At 70.9% G+C, this 21,964-nt stretch carries 19 protein-coding genes and 1 pseudogene; 8 read left to right on the top strand and 12 right to left on the bottom strand.

Translation table 11 applies throughout. From position 1 onward, the window contains the following. Nucleotides 1-12: 12 nt before the first annotated feature. The 3 genes from ACTWP9_RS14710 (at nt 13) to ACTWP9_RS14700 (ending at nt 2,160) form a co-directional block, all read left to right on the top strand. Nucleotides 13-687: a TenA family protein gene (locus tag ACTWP9_RS14710; RefSeq protein WP_443246567.1), complete on the top strand. Its 675-nt coding sequence runs from the start codon at nt 13-15 to the stop codon at nt 685-687. 74 nt (nt 688-761) lie between these two features. Next, nucleotides 762-1,961 carry a cytochrome P450 gene (locus ACTWP9_RS14705; protein WP_443246566.1) on the top strand — a complete coding sequence of 400 codons (1,200 nt, stop codon included), beginning with the start codon at nt 762-764 and terminating at the stop codon, nt 1,959-1,961. A 1-nt stretch (nt 1,962) separates the two neighbouring features. Further along, nucleotides 1,963-2,160 (top strand): ferredoxin, encoded by a 198-nt coding sequence (locus ACTWP9_RS14700; RefSeq protein WP_443246565.1) that lies wholly within the window; start codon nt 1,963-1,965, stop codon nt 2,158-2,160. A 255-nt stretch (nt 2,161-2,415) separates the two neighbouring features. On the opposite strand, the gene ACTWP9_RS14695 is transcribed toward ACTWP9_RS14700, so the two are convergent. The 4 genes from ACTWP9_RS14695 to ACTWP9_RS14680 form a co-directional block, all read right to left on the bottom strand. Then, nucleotides 2,416-3,603: a glutathionylspermidine synthase family protein gene (locus tag ACTWP9_RS14695; RefSeq protein WP_443246564.1), complete on the bottom strand. Its 1,188-nt coding sequence runs from the start codon at nt 3,601-3,603 to the stop codon at nt 2,416-2,418. A gap of 43 nt (nt 3,604-3,646) precedes the next feature. Further along, entirely contained in the window at nt 3,647-4,105 is a 459-nt protein-coding gene (locus ACTWP9_RS14690; RefSeq protein ID WP_443246563.1) for a hypothetical protein, read from the bottom strand. Between the two features lie 125 nt (nt 4,106-4,230). Next, entirely contained in the window at nt 4,231-5,862 is a 1,632-nt protein-coding gene (locus ACTWP9_RS14685; protein ID WP_443246562.1) for an FAD-dependent monooxygenase, read from the bottom strand. 32 nt (nt 5,863-5,894) lie between these two features. Continuing rightward, nucleotides 5,895-6,911 (bottom strand): methyltransferase, encoded by a 1,017-nt coding sequence (locus tag ACTWP9_RS14680; protein ID WP_443246561.1) that lies wholly within the window; start codon nt 6,909-6,911, stop codon nt 5,895-5,897. Between the two features lie 217 nt (nt 6,912-7,128). Between ACTWP9_RS14680 and ACTWP9_RS14675 the strand changes: the two genes are divergently transcribed. Together ACTWP9_RS14675 and ACTWP9_RS14670 are read left to right on the top strand one after the other, a co-directional pair. Continuing rightward, nucleotides 7,129-8,769, top strand: coding sequence for an FAD-dependent monooxygenase (locus ACTWP9_RS14675; protein WP_443246560.1), 1,641 nt, complete (start codon nt 7,129-7,131; stop codon nt 8,767-8,769). 15 nt (nt 8,770-8,784) lie between these two features. Then, nucleotides 8,785-9,810, top strand: a complete 1,026-nt coding sequence (locus tag ACTWP9_RS14670; protein ID WP_443246559.1) for a methyltransferase — start codon at nt 8,785-8,787, stop codon at nt 9,808-9,810. A 218-nt stretch (nt 9,811-10,028) separates the two neighbouring features. On the opposite strand, the gene ACTWP9_RS14665 is transcribed toward ACTWP9_RS14670, so the two are convergent. Together ACTWP9_RS14665 and ACTWP9_RS14660 are read right to left on the bottom strand one after the other, a co-directional pair. Beyond that, on the bottom strand, nt 10,029-10,961 hold the full coding sequence (locus ACTWP9_RS14665; protein WP_443246558.1) for an NADP-dependent oxidoreductase: 933 nt from the start codon (nt 10,959-10,961) through the stop codon (nt 10,029-10,031). A gap of 101 nt (nt 10,962-11,062) precedes the next feature. Further along, the gene (locus tag ACTWP9_RS14660) at nt 11,063-11,563 is read right to left on the bottom strand and encodes a MarR family winged helix-turn-helix transcriptional regulator (protein WP_443246557.1); all 501 of its coding nucleotides are present in this window, start codon (nt 11,561-11,563) and stop codon (nt 11,063-11,065) included. A gap of 119 nt (nt 11,564-11,682) precedes the next feature. Between ACTWP9_RS14660 and ACTWP9_RS14655 the strand changes: the two genes are divergently transcribed. Together ACTWP9_RS14655 and ACTWP9_RS14650 are read left to right on the top strand one after the other, a co-directional pair. After that, the gene (locus ACTWP9_RS14655) at nt 11,683-12,231 is read left to right on the top strand and encodes a hypothetical protein (protein ID WP_443246556.1); all 549 of its coding nucleotides are present in this window, start codon (nt 11,683-11,685) and stop codon (nt 12,229-12,231) included. A gap of 225 nt (nt 12,232-12,456) precedes the next feature. Further along, on the top strand, nt 12,457-13,776 hold the full coding sequence (locus ACTWP9_RS14650; RefSeq protein WP_443246555.1) for a cation:proton antiporter: 1,320 nt from the start codon (nt 12,457-12,459) through the stop codon (nt 13,774-13,776). Nucleotides 13,777-13,949: 173 nt separating this feature from the next. On the opposite strand, the gene ACTWP9_RS14645 is transcribed toward ACTWP9_RS14650, so the two are convergent. Then, nucleotides 13,950-14,957, bottom strand: a complete 1,008-nt coding sequence (locus ACTWP9_RS14645; protein WP_443246554.1) for a methyltransferase domain-containing protein — start codon at nt 14,955-14,957, stop codon at nt 13,950-13,952. A gap of 61 nt (nt 14,958-15,018) precedes the next feature. On the opposite strand from ACTWP9_RS14645, the pseudogene ACTWP9_RS14640 reads away from it, so the two are divergent. After that, nucleotides 15,019-15,693 (top strand): annotated as a pseudogene (locus tag ACTWP9_RS14640) (RNA-guided endonuclease InsQ/TnpB family protein); the annotation flags it as partial. A gap of 13 nt (nt 15,694-15,706) precedes the next feature. On the opposite strand, the gene ACTWP9_RS14635 reads toward ACTWP9_RS14640, so the two are convergent. Genes ACTWP9_RS14635 through ACTWP9_RS14615 form a run of 5 tightly spaced genes read right to left on the bottom strand, consistent with a single transcriptional unit; the run spans nt 15,707 to nt 21,839 of the window. Next, nucleotides 15,707-16,909: a helix-turn-helix domain-containing protein gene (locus ACTWP9_RS14635; protein ID WP_443246729.1), complete on the bottom strand. Its 1,203-nt coding sequence runs from the start codon at nt 16,907-16,909 to the stop codon at nt 15,707-15,709. Between the two features lie 60 nt (nt 16,910-16,969). Further along, entirely contained in the window at nt 16,970-17,836 is an 867-nt protein-coding gene (locus ACTWP9_RS14630; RefSeq protein ID WP_443246553.1) for an LLM class flavin-dependent oxidoreductase, read from the bottom strand. 27 nt (nt 17,837-17,863) lie between these two features. Then, nucleotides 17,864-18,901 (bottom strand): methyltransferase, encoded by a 1,038-nt coding sequence (locus ACTWP9_RS14625; RefSeq protein WP_443246552.1) that lies wholly within the window; start codon nt 18,899-18,901, stop codon nt 17,864-17,866. Next, nucleotides 18,898-20,424, bottom strand: coding sequence for a peptide MFS transporter (locus tag ACTWP9_RS14620; protein ID WP_443246551.1), 1,527 nt, complete (start codon nt 20,422-20,424; stop codon nt 18,898-18,900). Before ACTWP9_RS14620 ends, ACTWP9_RS14625 begins: the two co-directional genes overlap by 4 nt. Continuing rightward, nucleotides 20,421-21,839 (bottom strand): NAD(P)/FAD-dependent oxidoreductase, encoded by a 1,419-nt coding sequence (locus tag ACTWP9_RS14615; RefSeq protein WP_443246550.1) that lies wholly within the window; start codon nt 21,837-21,839, stop codon nt 20,421-20,423. The genes ACTWP9_RS14620 and ACTWP9_RS14615 overlap by 4 nt, the downstream gene beginning before the upstream one ends. Nucleotides 21,840-21,964: the final 125 nt, after the last annotated feature.

Genomic DNA, 21,964 nt, shown 5'->3' with positions numbered 1-21,964 from the left:
GGGCGAGAGACGATGCTGCTGAGCGATCAGCTGAAGGAGCTGGCCGCGCCGGTGCTGGAGAAGGTGCTGGCCCACCCGTTCTGGTCGGGGCTGCGGGACGGCTCCCTGCCGGGCGAGTCACTGACGTACTTCGTGGAACAGGACACGGGGCATCTGCTGCCCGCGTACGCGCGGGCGCTGGCCCGTACGGCGGCAGCTGCCGAACAGGACGCGCACACAGCGCTGCTGGGCCGCTCGATCACCGGCACGCTGGAGGCCCGCGACCGGCTGCGGGAGAAGTACGCGGAACTGGCGGACGGGCTGGGGCTGCCCGCGTCGGCCGGCGGGATGCCGCCCGCGGGCCCGGTCACCCATGCGCACTGTGCGTTCTTCAACGCCTCCAGCGCGGCCTCGTACGCCGCGGGCGTCGGGGCGCTGCTGCCGATGGTGTGGTTCAACTTCCAGGTCTCCAACGATCTGCTGGAGCGCCGCTCGGCAGGCTCCCGGTACGCGAAGTGGATCGAGGTCTACCACCCGGGCGAGGGCTACGGCTACGCGGTGCGGGCCTTCATGGGGCTGGCCGACGAGCTGGGCAAGACCGCCTCACCGGCCGAAGAAGCGCGGCTGGTCGAGCACTTCCGTACCGGCATCCGGCACGAGTGGGCGTTCGCCGAAGCGGCCTGGGAGCGCCCGGAGTGGCCCGTATGACGCGCTCCCTGCGGCTCGCCCCGTACAGCCCGCCCGTCTCCCGCACCTGATCACCGCAACCCGAAGGGACAACCGTGAGCACTCAGACCCCGCCCAGGTATCCGTTCGCCTGGACCCCGCCCATGCAGGTGCCCGAAGCGCTGCGGCACGTGCACGGCAGCTCCGCGATGGAGGTGACGCTGCCGAGCGGGGACGTGGCGACGCTCGTGACCCGTTACAAGGACGTGCGCGCCCTGTTCGCCGACAAGCGTCTGTCCCGGAACATCGCGCGGCCCGACTGCGCGCGGATCTCCAAGGACAACGACCTGTTCATGGACCCGGAGATCGACCCGGACCCGCCCAAGCACACCCAGGTGCGCTCGCTGGTGACCAAGGCGTTCACCGCCCGCCGGATCGAGGCCCTGCGGCCGTACGTACAGCAGGTCGCCGACGAGCTGCTGGACGAGATGGCGGCCGGGCCGCAGCCGGTGGAGCTGAACGAGGCGCTGGCCTTCCCGCTGCCGATCAAGGTGATCTGCAAACTGCTGGGCGTCCCGGCAGAGGACCGGGACCAGTTCCGCACCTATGTGGACGGGTTCCTGTCCGTCACCAAGCTACCGCCCGAGGAGGTCGGACAGTGCCGGCAGAACCTGTGGAAGTACCTGGGCGACCTGATCGACGCCAAGCGGGCCGAGCCCGGTGACGACCTGGTCAGCGAGCTGATCCGGGTCCGCGACGAGGAGGACAACCGGCTCAACGACCACGAGCTGCACTTCTGGTGCCAGGGGCTGCTCATCGCCGGCTATGTGACCACCGCCAGCCAGATCGGCACCGGCACCGCTGTGCTGCTGCACCACCCGGAGCTGGTGCGGGAGATCCAGGCGGACTGGTCGCTGGTGCCCTCCACGGTGGAGGAGCTGCTGCGCACCCAGATCATGGGTTCCTCGGTCGGCACCATGCGGTACGCCATCGAGGACATCCCCCTCTCCGACGGCTCGGTCATCAAGAAGGGGACCAGCGTGCTGCTGTCGGAGGAGGGGGCCAACATGGACCCCGAGGTCTTCGACAAGCCCTTCGAGCTGGACATCCGCCGCCAGGAGAACCACCACATGACGTTCGGCGCCGGCATCCACTACTGCGTGGGCGCCGCGCTGGCCCGGATGGAGCTCCAGGTGGCCACGGAGTCGCTGCTGCGGCGCTTCCCCGGCATCCGGCTGGCGGCGCCCGCCGAGGAACTGCCGCGGGCGCTGGGCGGGTTCATGGAGGGCTTCACCGAGATCCCCGTGGAGTGGTGACATGCTCCGGGTGACGGCGAATTCCGAGACGTGTGCGGTCAGCAGCCTGTGTGTGTACCGGCTGCCCGGCGTTTTCGACCAGGACGAGGACGGGCTGGTCGTCGTCCTCGACGAGACCCCTGACGGGGAGTTGCACGAGGAGGTCCGCCGCGCGGCCCGGGGCTGCCCCACCAAGTCCATCCACGTCACGGAGGAGTGACTGACGTCCGGCCGGTTCCGGCCCACCGCCTCCCCGCGGAGCGCGAACCGGCCCGACACGGGAGGGTCCCGGCAGCTGCCGGGGCCCTCCCGTGTGTGGACGCGCCCCGTCAGGGGCGCGGGGAACTGCTCCCCTGGGGGTACCTCCCGGCCGGAGGCTGGGGGACTTCGGCCGGGAGGTGCCCCCACCAGCCACGACGCTGCTGAGGACCGCGGACGCCCTCCAGGGGCAGCTACAGGATCGCGGGAGTGCCCGCTACAGGATGACGTGCGGCAGGAACCGTGCGTACTCGTCCGTGACGGGGCCCGCGGACTCGCGGATGCCCAGCCCTGCCGCCTCACCGTCCACGACCCAGGTGCCGAGCACTGTCCGGTTGCCGTCGAAGTCCGGCAGCGGGCACAGGGCCTGGTAGCAGCACGGCTCGTCCCGTACCGACGGCTCGGCGCCCGACTCGTGCAGGGTGACGCCCGCGCCCTCGCGGCCCAGCAGCGGTTTGGCCGCCCACCCGGTCGTGGCCGCCAGCTCGCGCGGCCCGTCCAGATAGGCGGGCAGCAGGTTGGGATGGCCGGGGAACAGCTCCCACAGGATGGCCAGCAGCGCCTTGTTGGACAGCAGCATCTTCCACGCCGGTTCTATCCACAGCGTGCTGCCGGTGCCGCCCCCGTTGTCGAGGGTCTCCAGCACGTGCGGGCCGAACCGGTCGGAGGCCAGCCACTCCCACGGATAGAGCTTGAAGCAGGCGCGGACGAACTTCAGCCGCTGGTCGACGAACCGGCCCGAGAGCCGGTCCCAGCCGATCTCCTCCATCGGTATGGCGACGGTCTCCAGACCCGCCTGCTCGGCGGTCTCCTGGAGGTAGGCCACCGTCATCAGGTCCTCGCCCAGCTCGTCGCGCGCCGAGTGGGCGAAGTGCACGGGTGCGCCCGGCGGCAGCAGCGCCGCCTGCTTCTTCCATACGTCGACCAGCCGCTCGTGCAGCGAGTTCCACTGATCGGCGCCGGGGAAGCACTCTTCCATCCAGAACCACTGCGGGGAGGCCGCCTCCACCAGCGAGGTGGGAGTGTCCGCGTTGTACTCCAGCAGCTTCGCCGGGCCGCCGCTCCCGTCGTAGTGCAGGTCGAACCTGCCGTAGAGGCTGGGCAGTTCGGCACGCCGCCGCCAGCTCTCCGCGACGCGGTCCACCAGGGCCGGGTCGGTGATGCCCAGATCCGCGAACCGGCCCGCCTCCACGATGTGCGCGGCGGCCCGCAGACACATGCCGTGCAGCTCCTCCACGACCTCCTCCAGGGCTTCCACCTCGGGAAGGGTGAAGGTGTAGTAGGCGCTCTCGTCCCAGTACGGGCGCAGCGAACCGTCGGGGTACCGCGTCAGCGGGTAGATGCAGCCCTGTTCCTCGACGATCTCCTGCCAGTTGGGACGGGGAGCGATGGTCCGGCGTTCCACTCGGGCTTCCTCTTCCTTTCGTCCGCCGCCGTGCCGCGCCGCCTCAGCCGCCGTACCCGCCACCGCCGCTGCTGCCGCCGTCGTCATCGTCGTCGCAGCCGAAGCCGGCCCGTTCGACGGCCGCCGTGTGGATGAACGTGCCGCCCTTGGCCCTGCCCTTCGCCTCGTGGCCGCCGTAGTACCAGATCTTGTCCTGCTCCTCGGCGCGCCCGGCGTCCGTGGAACGGCCCGCGGTGGCAGCCGCGGGGAAGGCCGCGGTCCCTGCCGTGGCCCCGGTGCCGCCGCCGGTCTCGCACTGGCTCGGCGGCAGGATGCGGTAACCGCGCACCGCGTCGTAACTCTCGGGGTCGACGCACCGCCGGTCCGGCTCGGACGAATAGCCGGACAGCGCCACCGCGAGAGCGCCCATGCTGCCGAGCACGACGGTCGAGGAGCGCAGCTTTCGCCGCGGCCTCCGTACGGCTTCCTTGTCGGTGCTGTGTGGCTTCGGTGTGACGGTCATGCGGTGGCCCCCTGAGTACGACGGAGAATCAACTACCGCGCACACCCTAATGGGTGTCAGTACGCGGACAGGGGCCGGCAGCATCTGATGCTGCCGACCCCTGTCCGGAACCGGGTGAGAGGCACTCAGATACGCGGGTACAGCGAGCCCACCGCCTCCCGCAGGGCCGCCTTCGGGTCGGCGGCGGCACTCTCGGAGCGCCAGGCGACAAATCCGTCCGGGCGGACGAGGACGGCGCCGTCGGCACCGATGCCGTACGCCTCGGTGACGGTCCGGCCGCCGGAGGCCGTCAGCGTGGCGCCGGGGCCGCCCACCCGGTGGGCGTCCACCCGCACTCCGGTCTCCGCGGCGACGGCCGCAGCGGCGTCGGCCCACGGTCCGCCGCCCTCCGCGGTCAGGAGCACGGGCGCGCGGCCGTACAGGTCGAGGGCTGAGATCCGCTCGCCGGCGCGGTCCAGCTCCAGATGCGGGGCCCGCGTGCCCGGCTCGCCGCGCAGGGCGTTCGGCGGGACCGGCGGACCGTCGCCGTAGCGGTAGCCGAAGACGGTGGTGCTGTACGCCTCCGCGGGGTCGGGGCCCGCTGCGTCACCGTCACCGTCCGGACCGGTGCGCTCCTGCATCATGCCGAGGGCCTGCTGGAGCGTCATCCAGGCGACCGGGTGGCGCTCCGCCTGGTAGGTGTCCAGCAGTTCGGGCCCGGACTCGCCGTCGAGGACGGCGGCCAGCTTCCAGGCGAGGTTGTTGGCGTCCTGGATGCCGAGGCTGGCGCCGAACCCGCCGGTGGGCGGCACCAGATGGGCCGCGTCGCCGACGAGGAAGACCCGTCCTCTGCGGTACTCGCGGGCGACCTGGGCGCCGATGATGAAGCTCAGCCACTTGGCGCCGCCCGCGGGCAGCTGGGGGACGATCCGTACGTCCAGGTCGGGCTGGCCGATGGCGGCGCGGACCAGCTGGACCGCCTGGTCCTCGGTGATGGTCTCCAGCGTCTCGCCCTCGGGCATGGCGGTGGCGAAGATCCACCGCTGTTTGCCGTCGTGCGCGAACAGGATGGTGGAGGGCGCGGGCTTGTCGAGGTAGCAGACGCCGACGTCGCGGCCCTGCGCCGCCTGGCTCAGGTCGGCCTCGAAGAGCACCGAGAGGGTGGTGGCGAACTCGCCGGGCCCGTCCGCGACGATGCCCAGCTCCTGGCGGATGGGGCTGCGGCTGCCGTCGGCCGCGACGAGGTATGCGGCGCGCACGGTGCGCTCCTGGCCGCTCGCGACATCGCGGAGGACGGCGGTGACTCCCTCGTCGGACTGGGTGAAGGAGACCAGTTCGGTGCCGAAGGCCAGCTCGGCGCCCAGCTCGGTGGCGCGGCCGCGCAGCAGGTGTTCGAGCCGGTCCTGGTCGATGGGGGCCCACTCGCAGGGGCTGACGCCGCCGGTGGGGTCGGGCTGGTCGGTGGGGCCGCTGAACATTTCCGGGCCCGCGAGGGTCTCGGCGCGGATCATCAGCAGCTTGCTGAAGTCGGTGGCGAGACTTGCCTCGGACCAGATCGGGTCCTCCAGCCCGACCTGCCGGTAGAGCTCCACCGTGCGCGGGTTGACGCCGCGCGAGCGCGGGTGGCTGAGCGTGTCGGGGTGGCGTTCGACGACGAGCGAGCGGATGCCGTGCCAGCCGAGGAAGACCGCGGTGGACAGCCCGGTCACCGCGCCTCCGACGACGAGCACCGGCACCTGCTCGGGAGCCTGTTGAGTATCGGTCCTGGGGTCGCTCATGGGATACGGACTCCTCTTCTCGGGCGGCCCGCTCAGCCGGCCTTGCGGCAGATCACGAGCGTGTCGTAGTCGCTCAGCGGCAGCACTTCGGTGGAGGCGAACCCGGCGCGCTCGGCGTGTGCGACGGCCTCGGAGACCGGGTACTCGGAGCCGCCGTCGGTGACCAGCAGCATGTCCAGGCTGATGACCAGGTTCTCGACGTGGTCGGGCTCGTCGTCCAGCATCCGGTCGTAGATCAGCAGCGCGCCACCGGGGTTGACGGAGCCGAACGCCTTGGTGACCAGCTCGCCGCGCTGCTTCTCGTCCCAGTCGTGCAGCACGTGTCCGAGGGTGACGACGTCGGCGCTGGGCAGCGGGTCGGTGAAGAAGCTGCCGCCGTGGAAGGTGACCTTGCCGGTCAGCCCGTACTCGGCGACCTTCTCGTCGAACAGCGGCTCCATGGGCGGCAGGTCGAAGACGTGCCCCTGCAGATGCGGCTGTGCCTTGACGATGAGGGAGCACAGATTGCCGCGGGCGCCGCCGATGTCGAGGACGGAACTGTGGCCGCTCCAGTCGAACTTGCCCACCAGCTCGGGCCCGACGACGTGGGTGAGGGCGTCCATCATGCCGACGAACTGCCGCAGGATGTGCGGGTTCTTGGTGACTGCCTCGAAGTCGCTGCCGGACTGCTGCTGACCGGTACGCAGCGCCTCGGACAGCTTTCCCCAGGCGGGGTAGAGGTTGCGGTTGGAGCGCTCCAGGAATCCGCCGACGTAGGTCTTCCGGCCGCGCACCAGATAGGTGCCGGCGCCCTCGGCGTTGCCGAACCTGCCGCCCTCCTCGCGGGTGAGCAGGCCCAGCGCGGCCAGCAGGTTGAGCCAGTCGCTCAGCCCGCGGCCGTGCAGACCCAGCTCCTTACGGATCTCCTCCTGGGTCTGGGGGCCCTTCTCGGCGAGGGTGGTGAACAGGCCCAGTTCGACGGCGGTCAGCAGCGCCTTCGCGTCGCAGAACGCGTTGCTCAGCCGGATGATTCCGGCCGGGGTGCTGACATCCAGGCTGGTGTGCGTCATGCGCAGGACTCCTTCCGAAACGGCACATGGCCTGGCGCCAGGGCCGCCCCGGGAGGGTCACACCGCGAAGTTGAGCGCCCCTCGAACGGCGGTGGGGGCGGCTCCGGACCGCTCCGGGTGCCCGCCCCCGCCATATCTCCAGCAGCCCTCAAGGGGCCGTGGCTACTCATCAGGGGTGCCGAAACCGGCCAAGCCCAGCCGTTCAGAGGGGACATGCATGTATGACGTGAAGATCCCGGTGCTGATCGTCGGCGGTGGTCCCGTCGGACTCTCCACCGCGCTGTTCAGCGGCCGGCGTGGCGTCCGCACGATGCTGCTGGAGAAGCGGGACAGCACCTCCATGCTTCCCCGCGCCCCCGGCCTGCAGGCCCGCACGATGGAGCTGTTCCGCGCCGCGGGGCTCGGGAAGGACATCCGCGCGCTGGAGAAGGGCAACTCGCACGCCTACTTCGAGGGCGGGATCATCAAGGTCGACACCTTCTCCGACATCGACAACGCCGAGCTGCTGGAGTCCCCGTCGCTGGACGGCCCCACCGTGAGCCCCGAACGGGTGATGGGCTGCGGCCAGGACCGCTACGAGAAGGTGCTGGTCGCCAAGGCCCAGGAGTACGGCGCCGACGTACGCTTCAACACCCGGCTGCTCTCCTTCGAGGCGGACGACGAGGGCGTCACCGCCATCGCCGAGGAGGCCGCGACGGGCAACCGGCTGACCATCCGCGCCGACTATCTGGTGGGCGCCGACGGCGCGGGCAGCCGCATCCGGCAGGCGCTGGGCGTCGAGCGGGTGGGCCGCGGCACCGTCTTCAACGCGCTGAGCATCTACTTCCGGGCGCCCGAGCTGGAGACACTGCTCAAGGACCGCAAGTTCATCCTGTGCTACGCCTCGGCCGGCGGCTCACTGATGGGGCTCTCCCGGCTGCACGGCTGCGACCCGTGGCTGGCGGCGCCGATCTACTACCCGGAGAAGGGCGAGACGCCCGAGGACTACACCGACGAGCGGTGTGTGGAGATCGTCCGCCGCGCGGCGGGCAAGGACATCGACGTCGAGATCATGGACAAGGTGCCGTGGCAGGGCGCCCAGCTGGTCTCCGAGACGTTCCGCGCCGGCCGGGTCTTCCTCGCGGGCGACGCCGCGCATGTGCACCCGCCCGCGGGCGGCTTCGGCGCCAACACCGGTATCCACGACGCGCACAACCTGTCCTGGAAGCTGGCCGCCGTGCAGGCCGGCTGGGGCACCGACGCGCTGCTGGACACCTACGACGCGGAACGCCGTCCGCTGGGCACCGCGATGTCCGAGCAGGCACTGGTGCGCAACCGGATCCGGCACGGGTACGCCACCGAGCAGGACCGGCAGGACTTCGTCGACGACGTGATCATCACGCTCGGCTACCGCTACCGCTCCTCCTCCATCGTCGGAGCCGAGGGCTCCAAGGTCCTCACCCCCGATCTGGAGCTGACCGGTGAGCCGGGCACCCGCGCCCCGCATGTGTGGTTGCGCCGGGGTGCCGAGCGGATCTCCACCATCGACCTGTTCTGGGACGACTTCGTCCTGCTGCACGGCCCCGACGGCGGCGCCTGGGCGAAGGCGGCGGTCAAGGCGGCCGAGCGGCTGGGCGTACCGCTGCGCACCCACGCGGTCGGTCCGGACGAGGAGCTGCGGCCCCAGGACCGGGACTGGGCGACGGCGTACGGAGTGAACGCGGGCGGCGCCGTGCTGGTACGGCCGGACGCGTTCGTCTCCTGGCGCTCCGCGGGCGACGCCTCCGCGGTGGACCCGGACGCGGTGCTCGACGATGTGCTGGCGCGCGCCTCGGCGGCGGCCCCCTCGGCGGCGGCCCCCTCGGCGGTCGGCTCGTGACCGGGAGGTGGCTTCGTGGGTGACGATGTGACGGCCCGGGCCGGGCAGGTGCTCGGTCAGGCCATGGCCTTCCAGCCGGCGAAGTTGGTGCTGGCCGGAGTGCGGCTCGGCCTCTTCTCCGCGCTGGCCGAGGGCCCGCAGCCCGAGGAGCGGCTGCGGGAGCTGCTGGGTCTGCACCCGCGCGGCTGTGACCACTTCCTCGCCGCGCTGGCCGAACTCGGCTTCCTGGAGCGGGCTGCGGACGGCGCCTGGGCCAACTCCCCTGTTTCGGCACAGCTGTTGGTGCCCGGTGACCCGGCCTCGCTCAGCGGCTTTCTGCAGCTCGCCGACCGGGTGATGTACCCGGCGTGGGAGCGGCTGGCCGAGGGGCTGCGGACCGGTGAGCCGCAGGCGGCGACGTACTCCGGCGAGGACATGTTCGATCAGCTCTACGACAGCGAGGAGAAGAAGGACGGACTGGTCGGTATGGCCGAGGACGCCAGCCGGCCGCTGATCCCGGCACTGACCGAGGTCTTCGACTGGGCTTCGTACGGCTCCGTACTGGAGCTCGGCGGCTGCCGCGGCAACGTACTGGCCGGGCTGGTGGCGGCCCATCCGCACCTGGACGCGCGGGTCTTCGACCTGCCGCAGCTGGAGGGGGACTTCGAGGCGCACATGGCCGCGCTGGGGATGACCGGCAAGCTCGGCTTCCATGGCGGTGACTTCTTCGCCGGGCCGCTGCCCGAGGCCGACGTGCTGATGCTGGGGCACGCGCTGGTCGACTGGAACGACGACCAGCGCGCCCAGTTGGTCAAGAACGCCTTCGCCGGGGTGCGGCCCGGTGGGGCCTTCCTGGTGTGGGACCCGGTGATCGTGCCCGACGAGGAGAGCTACCTCCGCAATCTGCTGCGCAGCCTGAACCTTCAACTGATGACCCCGCACGGGAAGGGCTACACCCTCGCGCAGTGTGCGGCGTGGATGCGCGATGCGGGCTTCGCCCGCGTGGAACACCGCGCTCTGGGCCACGATGTCACCCTGGTCATCGCCCACAAGGCCCACTGAGCGTCGGCCCGGTTTTTCCCCCGCCCACCCACCCCTTCCGGGCACGGTGGGCGGGGTTCCATCTCGCTTACCCCGCATGGGGGCTGCGCTTGCCCACCCTGCGCCCTTGGCGCAGACTGCCCAAGCGCAGTTGGGGGACGCGCCCCGAAGGGGCGCGGGGAACTGCGCGAGCAACCACTGCGCACCCGCAGGCTGCGGGCGGCAGACAGGGGCAGCCCCTACTCAGCAGCAGTGGTGAGGACCAGCTTGGCGGAGAGGCCGCCGGCTTCGCCGGCTCGGTGGGCCCGCGCAGCGTCCGCAAGCGGCAACGGCTCAGCCAGCGGCACGGTAAGCGTGCCGCGCCGGTTCAGGGCGAGGGCCTGATCGAGCGCCGCACCGGTGCGGTTGACCCCCGCCGCACCCCCGGAGAACCGCACCCCGTGCGCCTCCGCGGCCTGCGGATCGGCGAGGGTCAGCACCCTCGCGGCCCCACCGCCGGCGAGCCTGACGGAGTCACCCAGCACATCGGCGCCCGAGGTGTCCAGGACGGCGTCCACCCCGCGCGGGGCGACCGCGCGCACCCGTTCCGCCCAGCCCGCTCCGTAGGTGACGGGGGTTGCCCCCAGATCGGCCAGGCGCCGGTGCACCCGCTCGGCGGCCGTACCGACGACGTGCGCACCGCGCGCCGACGCAAACTGGACGGCGAGATTGCCGACGGCGCCACCCGCACCGTGGACAAGCACCGTCTCCCCCGCCGCGACGTGCAGCTCCTCCAGCGCGCGGTAGGCGGCCTCCGCGGCGACGGGCAGCCCCGCGGCCCGGTGAACGTCCAGATCGTCCGGCCGCAGCCGCAGCAGGGCGGTGTCGGCGACGAGGAGCGTGGCGTAGGCGTACTGGGCGCGGCCGAAGACCTCGTCGCCGGGCTCCAGGCCGCTGACGCCGTCGCCCACCGCGTCGACGGAGCCCGCGAACTCCAGCCCGGGGATGTGCGGCAGCGGGACGGGCATGACGGCGGCCAGGGCGCCGCTGCGGAGCTTCCAGTCCAGAGGATTGACACCCGCGGCCCGGACGGCGACGCGCACCTGGTCGGGATCGGGCTCCGGGATGTCGATGCCGGTGGGCTGGAGCACCTCGGGACCGCCGTACGCGGCGAAGGCGATGGCCTCGGGCATGGCGAACACCTGCTTCCTGTGCGGGGGCGTGGCTCCCGCCCCGCGCGTTCCCGGCCCGCACCCTCCCATGCGCCCCGCATCCGGCTGAGTGGCGGCTCAGCTCACTTCTCGTGCTTGTCGTCCCGCACCCGCTTCGCGTGCCGTTCCTGGATCTCGCGGCTGCGCCGGGCGAAGTCCAGGAGGAGCTCCAGTTCGGGCAGCGAGTAGCGCTCCAGCAGCGCGACACCTTCCTCCGCGAGGGGGCCGTAGAGGTCGTCGGCACCGCGCTGGATCTGCTCGGTGGCGCGGACGACGGACTTACGGCGGTCGTGCGGGTCCGGCTCGCGGGTCAGATAGCCCAGCCGGGCCAGCCGGTCGAGCATCGCGGTGACACTGCCGGTCGTCAGCCCGAGCGCGGCGCCCAACTGGCTGGGGGTGGCGCTCTCGCGCTGGGTGAGGACGTCGAGGCAGTGCAGGTCGGTGCGGTTGATGCCGAGCCGGTCTGCGGTGGCGGCGTCCACGGCGTCGGTCGCGCTCTGCAGGGCGCGGACCTCCTCGCCGAGCTGCCGGCGCAGCTCGGTTTCCTTCGACTCCTGCGGCGGAGAAATCTCTTCGCTTGACATACAAGTATCTCGACTCTCAAAATAAAGGCATCCGGCTAGCTTGATTACCAAGATAGCCGGTTCTCAAGGTACGCATCCACTATCGGGTTGTTGCCCGGGTTCCTGGAAGGAACGCTGCGATGAGCAACCAGCACAGCGAGAGCAATCAGCACACAGAGCACACGCCGGACCTCCACACCGAACGGGTCGAAGCCTTCTACACCAGTGTGAAACGGCTGGGCCACTGGACGCGGAGCCGGACGATCGACGTCCGCGCCCGCCGCTCCTCCGTCCACCTCGACCTGCGCTCGGCGGAACTCCCCGAGGGCGTCATCGAGCTGCGGCTGCTGAGCGAGCGGAGCACGCTCAAGCTGCTGCTCCCCGAGGACGCCGTTCTCGACGAGCGGGAGCTGGCCCTGGTCGGCCGCTGCAAGATCAAGGACCGCGAGCGGCACGTCCCGCACCACGGCCGCGTCGTCCGGCTGACCGGTACGCTCCAGCGCGGCGAGATCCGCGTCGCACGCGGCGGCGTCGCGACGCTGACCGCGATGTTCTCCCGCGAGTTCATCGACGACTGCCGCACCGCACACCGGGACGGGACCTGGCCGGTACTGCCCGACCCCGGCCGGGAGTACGAGCACCCGGACGCGGAGCAGCACCGCAAGGCGGCCGCGGGCCCGTCCCGCTGAGCCTCGACGCCCCGTCGAGTGCGCCCCCTTACCTTCGCCGTCCGGCGCCGGTCCTGCCCGGTCACGCATAACGGCCGGTCGGTCGGTCGACCGGTCGGTTGGTGGTCGCGGCATACCGGCCGGTCGGTCACGGCGTGACGGCTGGTCGGCCGACCGGCTGCATCGCTCGCTCGGCACCCGCCGAGACGGCTCGGCACCGTTCGGCACCGCGCAGGGGGCGCACTCATGACTCCGGAGCAGGTCCAGTCCTTCTTCATCGGACTCGCCGCCATACTGGCGCTCAGCCGGCTGCTGGGCGCCGCAGCGCGCAGGATCGGACAGCCGCCCGTGGTGGGCGAACTGCTTGCCGGGGTGCTCGTCGGGCCCACCCTGTTCGACGGCGCGCTGGCCCGGCTTCTCTTCCCCACCGACATCCGGCCGATGCTCGGCGCGCTGGCCGACCTCGGCCTGGTGCTGTTCATGTTCGTGGTCGGCTACGAGCTCGACCTGGCCCGGCTCCGCGGCAAAGAACGCGTCGCGGCGAGCGTGTCCCTGTGCTCCGTACTGGCGCCGCTGATCCTCGGCGGGCTGCTCGCGCTGTACCTCGCCGACCAGCACGCCACCAGCAGCCGGACGGCCTTCGTACTCTTCCTCGGCGCCGCCATGGCGGTCACCGCCTTCCCCGTACTGGCCCGCATACTGGCCGACAGCGGGCTCGGCCGCACCCGGGTCGGCGGCATCGCGCTGGCCAGTGCCGCACTCGACGACATCCTCGCCTGGTCGCTGCTGGCCGTCGTCGTCACCGTCGCGGGCGGCGGCGGCCAGTGGCGGATGCTGCTGGCTCCGGTGTACCTCGCCGTGATGCTGCTCGTCGTACGGCCCTGTCTGCGGCGGCTGTTCGAGGGGCGGCGCGGACCAGGGACGCAGGCCGGCTGGGCGGGGTGGGCACGTGAGCATGTGACCGCGGACCAGCTGATCGTGGTGCTGGGAGGGCTGCTGCTCTCGTCCCTGGCCACCGCGTGGATGGGCGCCCACTTCGTCTTCGGCGCCTTCCTGTTCGGTGCGGTGATGCCCCGCGACCCCTCGCGCCGGCTGCGGCTCCAGATCACCGACCGGCTCGAGTACGTGACCCGGCTGTTGCTGCTGCCCGCCTTCTTCGTCGTCGCCGGTCTCCAGGTCGACCTCTCCCGCACCGGTACCCGGGAACTGGGCGAGCTCGGGCTGATCCTGCTGACCGCGATCACCGGCAAGTTCGCCGGCGCCTATGTGGGCGCCCGCCTCAACCGGGTGCCCCGCGTGCAGAGCGGGGTGCTGGCCGCGCTGATGAACACCCGCGGACTGACGGAACTGGTCATCCTCACCGTGGGACTCCAACTCGACGTCATCGGCCCCGAGTTGTACGCCCTCATGGTCGTCATGGCCCTGGTGACCACCGCCATGGCCGGCCCACTGCTCGCCGTATTCGGCCGCCGCCGGGGCGGGCCGGCGGCACTGGGGGATTTCACCTTCTCCACAGAGAGCACTGAGTCGGCTCCCAACGCTGGGACTCCCGCCGGCAAGAGCTAGCCCTCTCGGGGCCGGTCAACTTCCCCGACCAAGTGGAGCCGAAGCTGGTCAGACGTGCCCCACGTGTCGACCTCGCGCAGCTCGGGCGCCTCGGCGGCGTTGCGTGCGAGGGAGAGCCCTTGGTCGTGCCACCCGGCTTTACGGGCGAGGACGGCGAGTTGGCGTGCCGAGCCCTACGGAACCAGCACGGGAACCGGGTTGCGCGGGTGGTCGAGCCAGACGCGTTGTCCATGCGGTGTGACCGTCAGCCCGTAGCGCTCGAACCGCGGCTCGCCCTGCTCGCGCCACCAGGACATGACGGCCTCGGCCTCGGCCCACAGCCGGCGCGGGCCCGACTCGACGACCTCGTACGCGGTTCGGCCGTGTTCGTAGTCCGCGGTCGCCCATGACTGGCCGGACATCTCCAGCAGCCACAGCCGGTAGGCGCCGCCCTGGCCACACTCGACACGGCAGAACAGATCGGGCACCTGCACGCCGAGTGTGAACATGTGGTGCCAGTCGCCCATGTCGTCGGGCGAGAGCGCCGTCGTACGCCGTTCGCCCTCGGCCGGCCAGTCGGCGGCGCCCGGGAACGACGCGGTCGGGGGGAACTGGTCGCGCTGGTCGCGGAGGCGCATGAATGCCGACGACATCACGAACGGGCCCGAGGCGATACCGCCCTCCCCCGCCTGGAGCCGTGCCACGGCCTGCCCGCCGTACGGCGGGCCCCACGGAGCCACAACCAAGCCGCCGGTCCGGGCCTGCTCGACCCATGCGTACGGCACTCGGGAGATTCCGCACGTGGCGATGATCCGGTCGTACGGGGCCCCGTCCGGGTAACCCTGTGCGCCGTCCCCGACGACGGACAACGGAGTGAGCTCGGTCGCGGTGAACCGGCGCCGGGCCTCGTCCGCGACGGCCGGGTCAACCTCGATCGTGACGACGTTGTCCGGGCCGAGCCGGTAGGAGAGCAGCGCGGCATTCCAGCCGGTGCCCGTGCCAACCTCCAACACACGGTTACCGCGTTCCACGCTGAGGGCGTCGAGCATCGCGAACACCATCTTCGGCATGGAGTTGGACGAGGTCGGGGTGCGGCCCTTGCTGTTTCCCGTGTGCGCGCCGTCGTCCCATTGCGTCGTGAGGGGTACGTCGCTGTAGACCTTCCCCCACCACCCCGCCGGGTCGGTGCTCCGGTCGATCACCTCGCCTTGCCGGTTGCCACCCGCCGTCCCCGGCCACAGCCGGTCCGGCACGAACGCGTGCAACCTCGGCCTGTCCGCCTTCGCTGTCCTGTCCGATGGCCGGAAGATCGACAGCCCCCGCTTCCTGCGCCGGGCCGAGAAGAAGCTCAAGCGGCTCGGGCGCAAGCTGTCCCGCAAGGCCAAGGGATCGAAGAACCGGGCCAAGGCCCGCATCAAGGTCGCACGCCAGCACGCCCGCGTGGCCAACCGGCGCCGGGACCGGCACCACAAGGCATCCACACAGATCATCCGCGACAACCAAGCGGTGTACGTGGAAGACCTCGCGGTGTCCGGCCTCGGACGCACCCGGCTCGCCAAGCCCGTACACGACGCGGGATGGTCCACGTTCGTCGGCATGCTGGAGTACAAAGCGGCTCTGCACGGCCGCACCCTCACCAAGGTGGACCGGACCTTCCCCTCCTCCCAGGTCTGTTCAGCCTGCGGACTCCGGGACGGCCCCAAACCATTGCACGTCCGCGAGTGGACCTGCAGCGAGTGCGGCACCGTGCACGACGGTGACCACAACGCAGCACGCAACGTCCTCTTCGAAGGACAACGAGTCGTCGCCACCGGACGGGTGGAGACGCTAAACGCCTGTGGAGCGCCGGTAAGACGGGCACACATGCCCGCACAGCGCGTCGAAGCAGGAAGCCCCCGGAAGGGTCACACGACCCAGGCTGGAATCCCTGGACCTTAGGCCAGGGAGCACGTCAAGCGACCAACGGAACCCCGATCACTTCGCTGATGGCCCGCACCCGCGCCGTCGACACCCGGGCAATCCGCTTCCCGATGACTCCGGGCAACGCCTGGAGCTTCACCCACTCCGGGGCATCGAGACCGACCTCGACCAGCGTGTCACCAGCCTTGTCGTGCAGCCCGGCCGAGACTTGTGCGAGGGCGACGTCGAGCTTGTACCGGTTGCGGGCGAGCTTGGGCATGGATCGGGGCAGTTCGGTGCGTGCGGCCAGCTGGAGCGCCTTCCCGTGGTTTCCGAGCGCCACGGCGATTCCCACGGCCTCGGTGTTCGCGAAGGTAGGGCCGAAATGCGTGCCGTACAGCGACACGTCGTCACCGAGCCGAGCAGCCGCCGCATGAGCTTGCGACAGATAGTCGTCGGCGGATACGGAATCGCTCCGCCGCGATGCGGCTACGGCCGCAGAGATCATCAGCCGCCCGTACGCGAGCAGCTGAGGACGGGAGGCTCGGCTGAATGACGGTTCAACCCGCAAGGCCGCCTGCTCAGCAACGGCAACTGCCCGAGGAACTCTTGCGCTCCGCAGGTAGATCCAGGACAGCGTCGATCCCAGGAGCGCGGTCAACGCCTCATCTCCAGATTCCTCCGCGAGATGACGCGCGGAGGTGAGCGCGCTCAGGGCGAGATCGCGCTGCCCGAGGAGGAGCGCAGCCGAGGAAGCGAACTGGTAGGTGGTCGCCAGGATCGAACCCAGGCGTTCGCGTTCGTACCCTGTGACGTGCAGGTACCGGGCCCGCCCTTCGAGCAGCACCTTGGCGACGAGTTCGCTGAATGCCTCGAATGATCCCTGCCAATAGGCGGCACCCAAACGGTCGTGAGCAGCCGACAGTTCGCTGAGCGTACTCGGCTCCTCAACGCCCTCCCACCCGCCGAGCGCACTGTCGTGCACCGCGTCAGAAAGCCGCCGGACGGCAATTCGCGTGTTCCTGCTCATGCCACGCCGCGGTGCCTGTTGGCCGAGGATCACGGCAACGTCCGTGCCGAGCGCGGCGGCGAGCTTGAGCAGGGAGCCGACGGACAGCTCTCCGCGGTCCTGTTCGGCCTTCTGCACCAGCGCGTACGAGACGCCGGCGGCCTCCGCGAGTTCATGCTGTGTCAGATCGGAGCCCCGTAGGGCCTTGATGCGCTTGCCTGTCGTCAGATCAGCCCAGTTGCTCACGTTCACCCCAGCGGGTTTCGGGCGTTGGTGGCTTCACTTCCGATGGTAGGCCCGAAGGTGTCAGCTCAGGGCGGCCTCGGCGAGGAGGTCCAGCTGGCTTGAGGTGGCGGTGCAGGGGAAGACCAACAGCTCGTCGCAGCCTGCCGCCTCATAGGCCGTGGCCGTCTCGCGGAGCGAGTCCGCGTCGGTGATGACGGCTTTGGCGGCCATTTCGGCCTTGGGGCCGATGAAGGCGTAGTAGGCGCGGAGGTAGCGCTCCGCAACATCGCGGGCGTTCGGGCCGAGGCAGGCGTAGACGAGGGCGACCAGGCGCGGGGTGTCGGTGCGGCCCTCGGTGCGCCAGGCGGCGCGGGCCTGCTGGGCGAGGTCGGCGTAGGCCGTGGCGGAGCTGCCGCCTGCGATCCAGCCGCTCGCATGGCGCGCTGCGCGTCGCATGGCGGTGGGGGTGTGGCCGCCGACGATCAGTTCGGGGCCGGGCCCGCTGGGGCGGGGGCCGATACCCGCGACGCCGGTTGCCGTCTCCTTGCCGTCCCACACAGCCCGCAGCTCGCTCAGGATGGCGTCCAGGCGGCGGCCACGGTCCCCGTAGGTGGCGCCTGTCGCCTGGAAGTCGTCCTCCCTGCCGCCTGCCGCCGTGCCGACGGTCAGCCGACCGCCGGAGATCTCGTGCAGGGTGGCGAGTTGTTTGGCCAGCAGCGGGGTGGCGGGGCGGTAGGCCGCCAGCAGGATCGTCGTCGCCAGGCGGATGCGTTCCGTCACGGCCGCAGCCGCCGTGAGCGCGGTGAGGGGTTCGTAGCTGTCGTAGACGAGCCGGTCGAGTACGCCCAGCGTCGAGAAGCCGTGCTCCTCGGCGCGGGCCGCCCAGTGGACGAGCCGCCGCCCGTCGACGTCGGGCACGGTGGTGGGCAGGCCCACTCCGATCTCCACAGTCGGTCTCCTTACCGAGTCAGGGCTTCATGCCGCCGGTTTACGGGCGACCAGCAGGGTGTTGCCCAGAGGCAGCGGGTGGCCGGTCACCTCGGTGAATCCGGCCTGCTCCATCCAGCCCGTGCAGTGGTCCGGGTGGTATCCGGCGCCTGCCGGGGTCATCACGAGCATGTGGAGGCTGGCGACCAGCGAGGCCAGTTCGGGCTTGTCGCCGTTCATCGGGTCGTAGACGAGCAGCGCGCCGCCGTCGTGGACGGCCGCGTACGCCTTCTCGATCAGCGTGCGCCGCTCGTCGCGGGAGAAGTCCGCGAGGACGTGCCCGATGACGACGACATCGGCGGACGGCAGGGGGTCGGTGAAGAAGTCACCCCCCAAGAAGGTGACGCTCTCGGGTACCCCGAGGTCCCGGGCGTGCTCGGCGCACGGTTCGGCGTTCTGCGGGCGGTCGAAGACGGTTGCCGTCAGTCCGGGGCGCTCCCGGACGATGCGCGCGGCGAGATTGCCGCGGGCTCCGCCCACGTCGGTGAGGGTGGTGTACCCGGCCCAGTCGAGCGCGTCCAGCAACTGCGGGATCAGCGGCTGGCTGAGCGAGTCCTGCATGGCCAGGAACATCCGGCGCGCTTGCGGGTCGCTGAGCATTGCCTCGAAGTCGCCCTCGGCCTGCGGTTGTCCGGTGCGCAGCGCTTCGGTGAGCCGGCCCCAGGCCGGGTAGAGCACGAAGTTCGCGCCCTCCAGGAAGCCGCCCTGGTATGCGGGGCCGCGCACCAGGTGGCGGCGGGCCGCCTCGCTGTTGCGGTAGCGGCCGTATTGCCGCTCCAGCAGCCCGACGGCGGTCAGCGCGTCGAAGAAGTCGGAGGCGGCCCGCGGGTGCAGGCTCAGCGCGGCGCGCAGTTCCTCGGCCTCAGCGGTGCCGTCCGCGGTCTCGGCGAGGGCGGTGAACACACCCAGTTCGAGGGCGCTGAGCAGCAGCTTGGAGGCGGCGAAGCCCAGACCCAGCCGGGCGAGGGCCGAGGTTTCCGGCGAGTCGAGGGTGGTGGATTCCGGAACCTGGGAGAGGGAGGTCATACGGGGTCACCTTCCTTGACGGTCGCGGGCGGCGCGGCGTCCTCCGGGGCCAGTCCGCGGGCCACGGTGTGCCGGCGCAGTGCGAGCGTGCCGCCGACTGCCAGCGCCAGGACGGCGAGCAGCAGGTAGTACAGCGCCTCGGGGATGACGTCGATCAGCCGGACGAGGCCGCTGCCCGCGCCGCCGCCGAGCGCGGCGAACAGCCACAGCAGCCCGAGCATGTGCGCGATGAAGCGGCGCGGCAGCACATCGGCGACGGCGGCGATGCCCACGGCGGCGACGATGAGTTCGCCGCAGGCGTGCATCAGGTAGACCACCAGCAGCCACAGCGGCGAGACCTTGTCATCGCCGGAGGCCAGCCCTGCGGCGAGGGCCATGATGAGGAAGCTGACGCCGGTCAGCAGCAGCCCGGCGGAGAACTTCGCCGGGACGCCCGCGCGTCCGCCGCCGTGCTTGAGCAGCAGCCAGGCGAAGACGGGCGCCAGGACGAGGATGAACAGCGGGGTGGCCGACTGGAGCCAGCTGACCGGGACTTCGAAGCCGAGCACATCGCGGTCGGTGGAGTGCTTCGCGAACAGCGTGAGGGACGAACCGTCCTGGGCGATCAGCGACCAGAACAGCGTCGAGCCCAGGAAGATCCACAGGAACGAGCGCAGCCGCCTGCGGTCGCCGGGGCCCAGCTCGCGGCTGCGGTAGAGCACCGTATAGGCGAGGACGGGTGCGATGATCGAGGCCATGCCGACCAGCGCGATGCCGCTGCCCGCCGTCAGAGCACCCGTCGCCGCCATGCCGCCCAGCAGCAGTACGAGAATGCCTGCGACGGTTCCGGAGCGTCGTTTGACGCGGCGCGCCGCATCCGCGTCCAGCGGCCTGCCCGGCTGCTCGCCCACGCCCTCGAACTGCGGCCGGGCCAGGGCGACCTGGACGGTGCCGATGAGCATGGCGGTGCCCGAGACGGCGAAGCCGAGCCGCCAGTCGACGCGTTCGCCGAGGAACCCGGCGATCAGCGGCGAGGTGAGTGCGCTGACCTGGATGCCGACGTAGATCAGCGAGATGCCCGCCTCGCGGCGCCCGTTGTCCTTGAACATCAGGTTGAGCAGCGCCTGGTGGTTGGGCTTGTACAGGCCCATTCCGACGGCGAGCAGTACAAGCGCGAGCGGGGTGAGCCACAGCAGCGGCGTGGCCAGCGCGAAGTGTCCCGCGGTGGTGACGGCTGCGCCGAGCAGCAGCGTGCGGCGGGGGCCGAGCAGCCGGTCGGCGATCCAGCCGCCGGGCAGGCACAGCATGAAGGCGAGCCCGATCCAGGCGCCGAACAGCGCGGCGGCGTCCGCCTTGGCGAGCCCCAGCCCGCCCTCGTCGCGGGGCGCAACGGCGAACAGGACGAGGATCGCCTGCATTCCGAAGAAGCCGAAGCGCTCCCACAGGTCGCTCATGAACAGGGTGCGGAACCAGTTGGGCCAGGGGCGCAGCGAGGCGGACCCGCTGCCGGGGTCCTCGCGCGGTGCAGTGCTTGCGGCTGTCATGCTGCGGGTCCTCCCTCGGCCTCGGCTCCCGTCGCCCGCGCCAGATGCAGATACGGGCGGAAGGAGAGGTACAGCCCGCCGACGGCGTTCTGCTCGCTCATGGGGGCCTGCTTCTGCTCGTGCACCTTGTTGAGGTTGGCGAGCGGGTTGGGGTCACCGCTCTCCGCGCCGTTGAGGTGGGCGTGCACGCTCGCGTAGACGTCCTGCGCGTCCTCCATGTCGGCGATGCCGGTGATGATGCGGTCGAAGGCGTCCTGGAGGTTGAGGTTCTCGCGCTGTGAGGAGGTGAGTTTCTGGGCGTTGTAGAAGTGGTGCTCCTTGCCGCGGTAGCTCTCGTAGAAGACCGAGACCAGCACCAGCAGCCGCTCGTATGCGTGCCGGTAGACGGTGTTGAAGAAGTGCCAGGCTTCCTCTTCCTCGACCTCGCCGCGGATGACGCTGCCCAGTGCCGCGCTGGCCAGCATGGCGCTGTAGGTGGCCAGATGGACGCCGGTGGACAGCAGCGGGTCGAGGAAGCAGGCGGCGTCTCCGCACATCAGATAGCCGGGGCGGCCGAAGTTCTCCGCGGTGTAGGAGTAGTCCTGCTCCACCTTCATCCCGCTGACCTGCTCGGCGCCGCCCAGCAGCTTGGTGACTGCGGGGCACTCGGCCAGCACCTGGTCGTAGACCTCCTGGATACCGCCGAGCCGATTGCGCTTCTCGTTGAAGATGTCCCGGCCGGTGACCAGGCCGATGCTGGTGGTGCCGTCGTGCAGCGGGATCACCCAGAACCAGCCGTCGGGCGCCGAGCAGACGGCGATGGCCCCCTCGGGTCCGCGGTCGAGCGGCTTGACGTTCTTCCAGTACGACCAGGCCGCCACGTTGCGGAAGATCTCGTGGTACTGGCGGTTCTTCACGTGCCGGGCCGCCAACACGCCGCCGCGTCCGGAGGCGTCGATGACGTAGTCGAAGGTGATGCGTCCGCTCTCGGACGGGTTCTTGGTGCCGGCCCACTGGGCCGCGACGGGACGCTCGCCGTCGAACTCCAGCTCCTTGACGGTGATGTTCTCCACGACCTCGACGCCCAGCGACTCGGCGTGCCGCAGCAGCAGTTCGTCGAACTCGGAGCGGACGACCTGCCAGGCGTTGGTGCCGTCCTCGCCCAGGCTGTCGAACTTGACCTCCCACTCCTCCGGTCCCCAGAAGAAGTAGGCGCCGCCCTTGGGCTGGAAGCCGTGGGACTCCACCTTCTTCCAGACGCCGAGCAGTTCCAGGATCGGCCGGCACGAGGGGAGGATCGACTCACCGATGTGGTAGCGAGGGAACTGGTCACGCTCCAGCAGGGTGACCTCGAAGCCCTGCTTCGCCAGCAGTCCGGCCGCCGTGGACCCGGCAGGCCCGCCCCCGATGACGAGGATCTGGGTGGAACCACGCATGAACTTCTCCAATTCCTCCGGGGTCCTGGACAGGTCGGGTGAAGGCTCGGACCCTCCCCGGCACGGTGCGCCGGGGTGCCGGAGCGGCGGTGGAGGCGGCCTCGAAACTCCGGGCGTCGGCACGC

The organism is Streptomyces sp. 3N207 (assembly GCF_052246355.1).
In the GTDB taxonomy this organism is placed as follows: Bacteria; Actinomycetota; Actinomycetes; order Streptomycetales; family Streptomycetaceae; genus Streptomyces.
This window is presented reverse-complemented; position numbering and strand designations above follow the sequence as displayed.

What these genes read in the sequence shown, in the direction of transcription:
- ACTWP9_RS14675 (WP_443246560.1), top strand. Translation starts at nt 7,129, where the DNA reads ATGTATGACGTGAAGATCCCGGTGCTGATCGTCGGCGGTGGTCCCGTC.
- ACTWP9_RS14690 (WP_443246563.1), bottom strand. Translation starts at nt 4,105, where the DNA reads ATGACCGTCACACCGAAGCCACACAGCACCGACAAGGAAGCCGTACGG.
- ACTWP9_RS14615 (WP_443246550.1), bottom strand. Translation starts at nt 21,839, where the DNA reads ATGCGTGGTTCCACCCAGATCCTCGTCATCGGGGGCGGGCCTGCCGGG.
- ACTWP9_RS14650 (WP_443246555.1), top strand. Translation starts at nt 12,457, where the DNA reads ATGACTCCGGAGCAGGTCCAGTCCTTCTTCATCGGACTCGCCGCCATA.
- ACTWP9_RS14710 (WP_443246567.1), top strand. Translation starts at nt 13, where the DNA reads ATGCTGCTGAGCGATCAGCTGAAGGAGCTGGCCGCGCCGGTGCTGGAG.
- ACTWP9_RS14625 (WP_443246552.1), bottom strand. Translation starts at nt 18,901, where the DNA reads ATGACCTCCCTCTCCCAGGTTCCGGAATCCACCACCCTCGACTCGCCG.
- ACTWP9_RS14665 (WP_443246558.1), bottom strand. Translation starts at nt 10,961, where the DNA reads ATGCCCGAGGCCATCGCCTTCGCCGCGTACGGCGGTCCCGAGGTGCTC.
- ACTWP9_RS14655 (WP_443246556.1), top strand. Translation starts at nt 11,683, where the DNA reads ATGAGCAACCAGCACAGCGAGAGCAATCAGCACACAGAGCACACGCCG.
- ACTWP9_RS14700 (WP_443246565.1), top strand. Translation starts at nt 1,963, where the DNA reads ATGCTCCGGGTGACGGCGAATTCCGAGACGTGTGCGGTCAGCAGCCTG.
- ACTWP9_RS14660 (WP_443246557.1), bottom strand. Translation starts at nt 11,563, where the DNA reads ATGTCAAGCGAAGAGATTTCTCCGCCGCAGGAGTCGAAGGAAACCGAG.
- ACTWP9_RS14620 (WP_443246551.1), bottom strand. Translation starts at nt 20,424, where the DNA reads ATGACAGCCGCAAGCACTGCACCGCGCGAGGACCCCGGCAGCGGGTCC.
- ACTWP9_RS14685 (WP_443246562.1), bottom strand. Translation starts at nt 5,862, where the DNA reads ATGAGCGACCCCAGGACCGATACTCAACAGGCTCCCGAGCAGGTGCCG.
- ACTWP9_RS14680 (WP_443246561.1), bottom strand. Translation starts at nt 6,911, where the DNA reads ATGACGCACACCAGCCTGGATGTCAGCACCCCGGCCGGAATCATCCGG.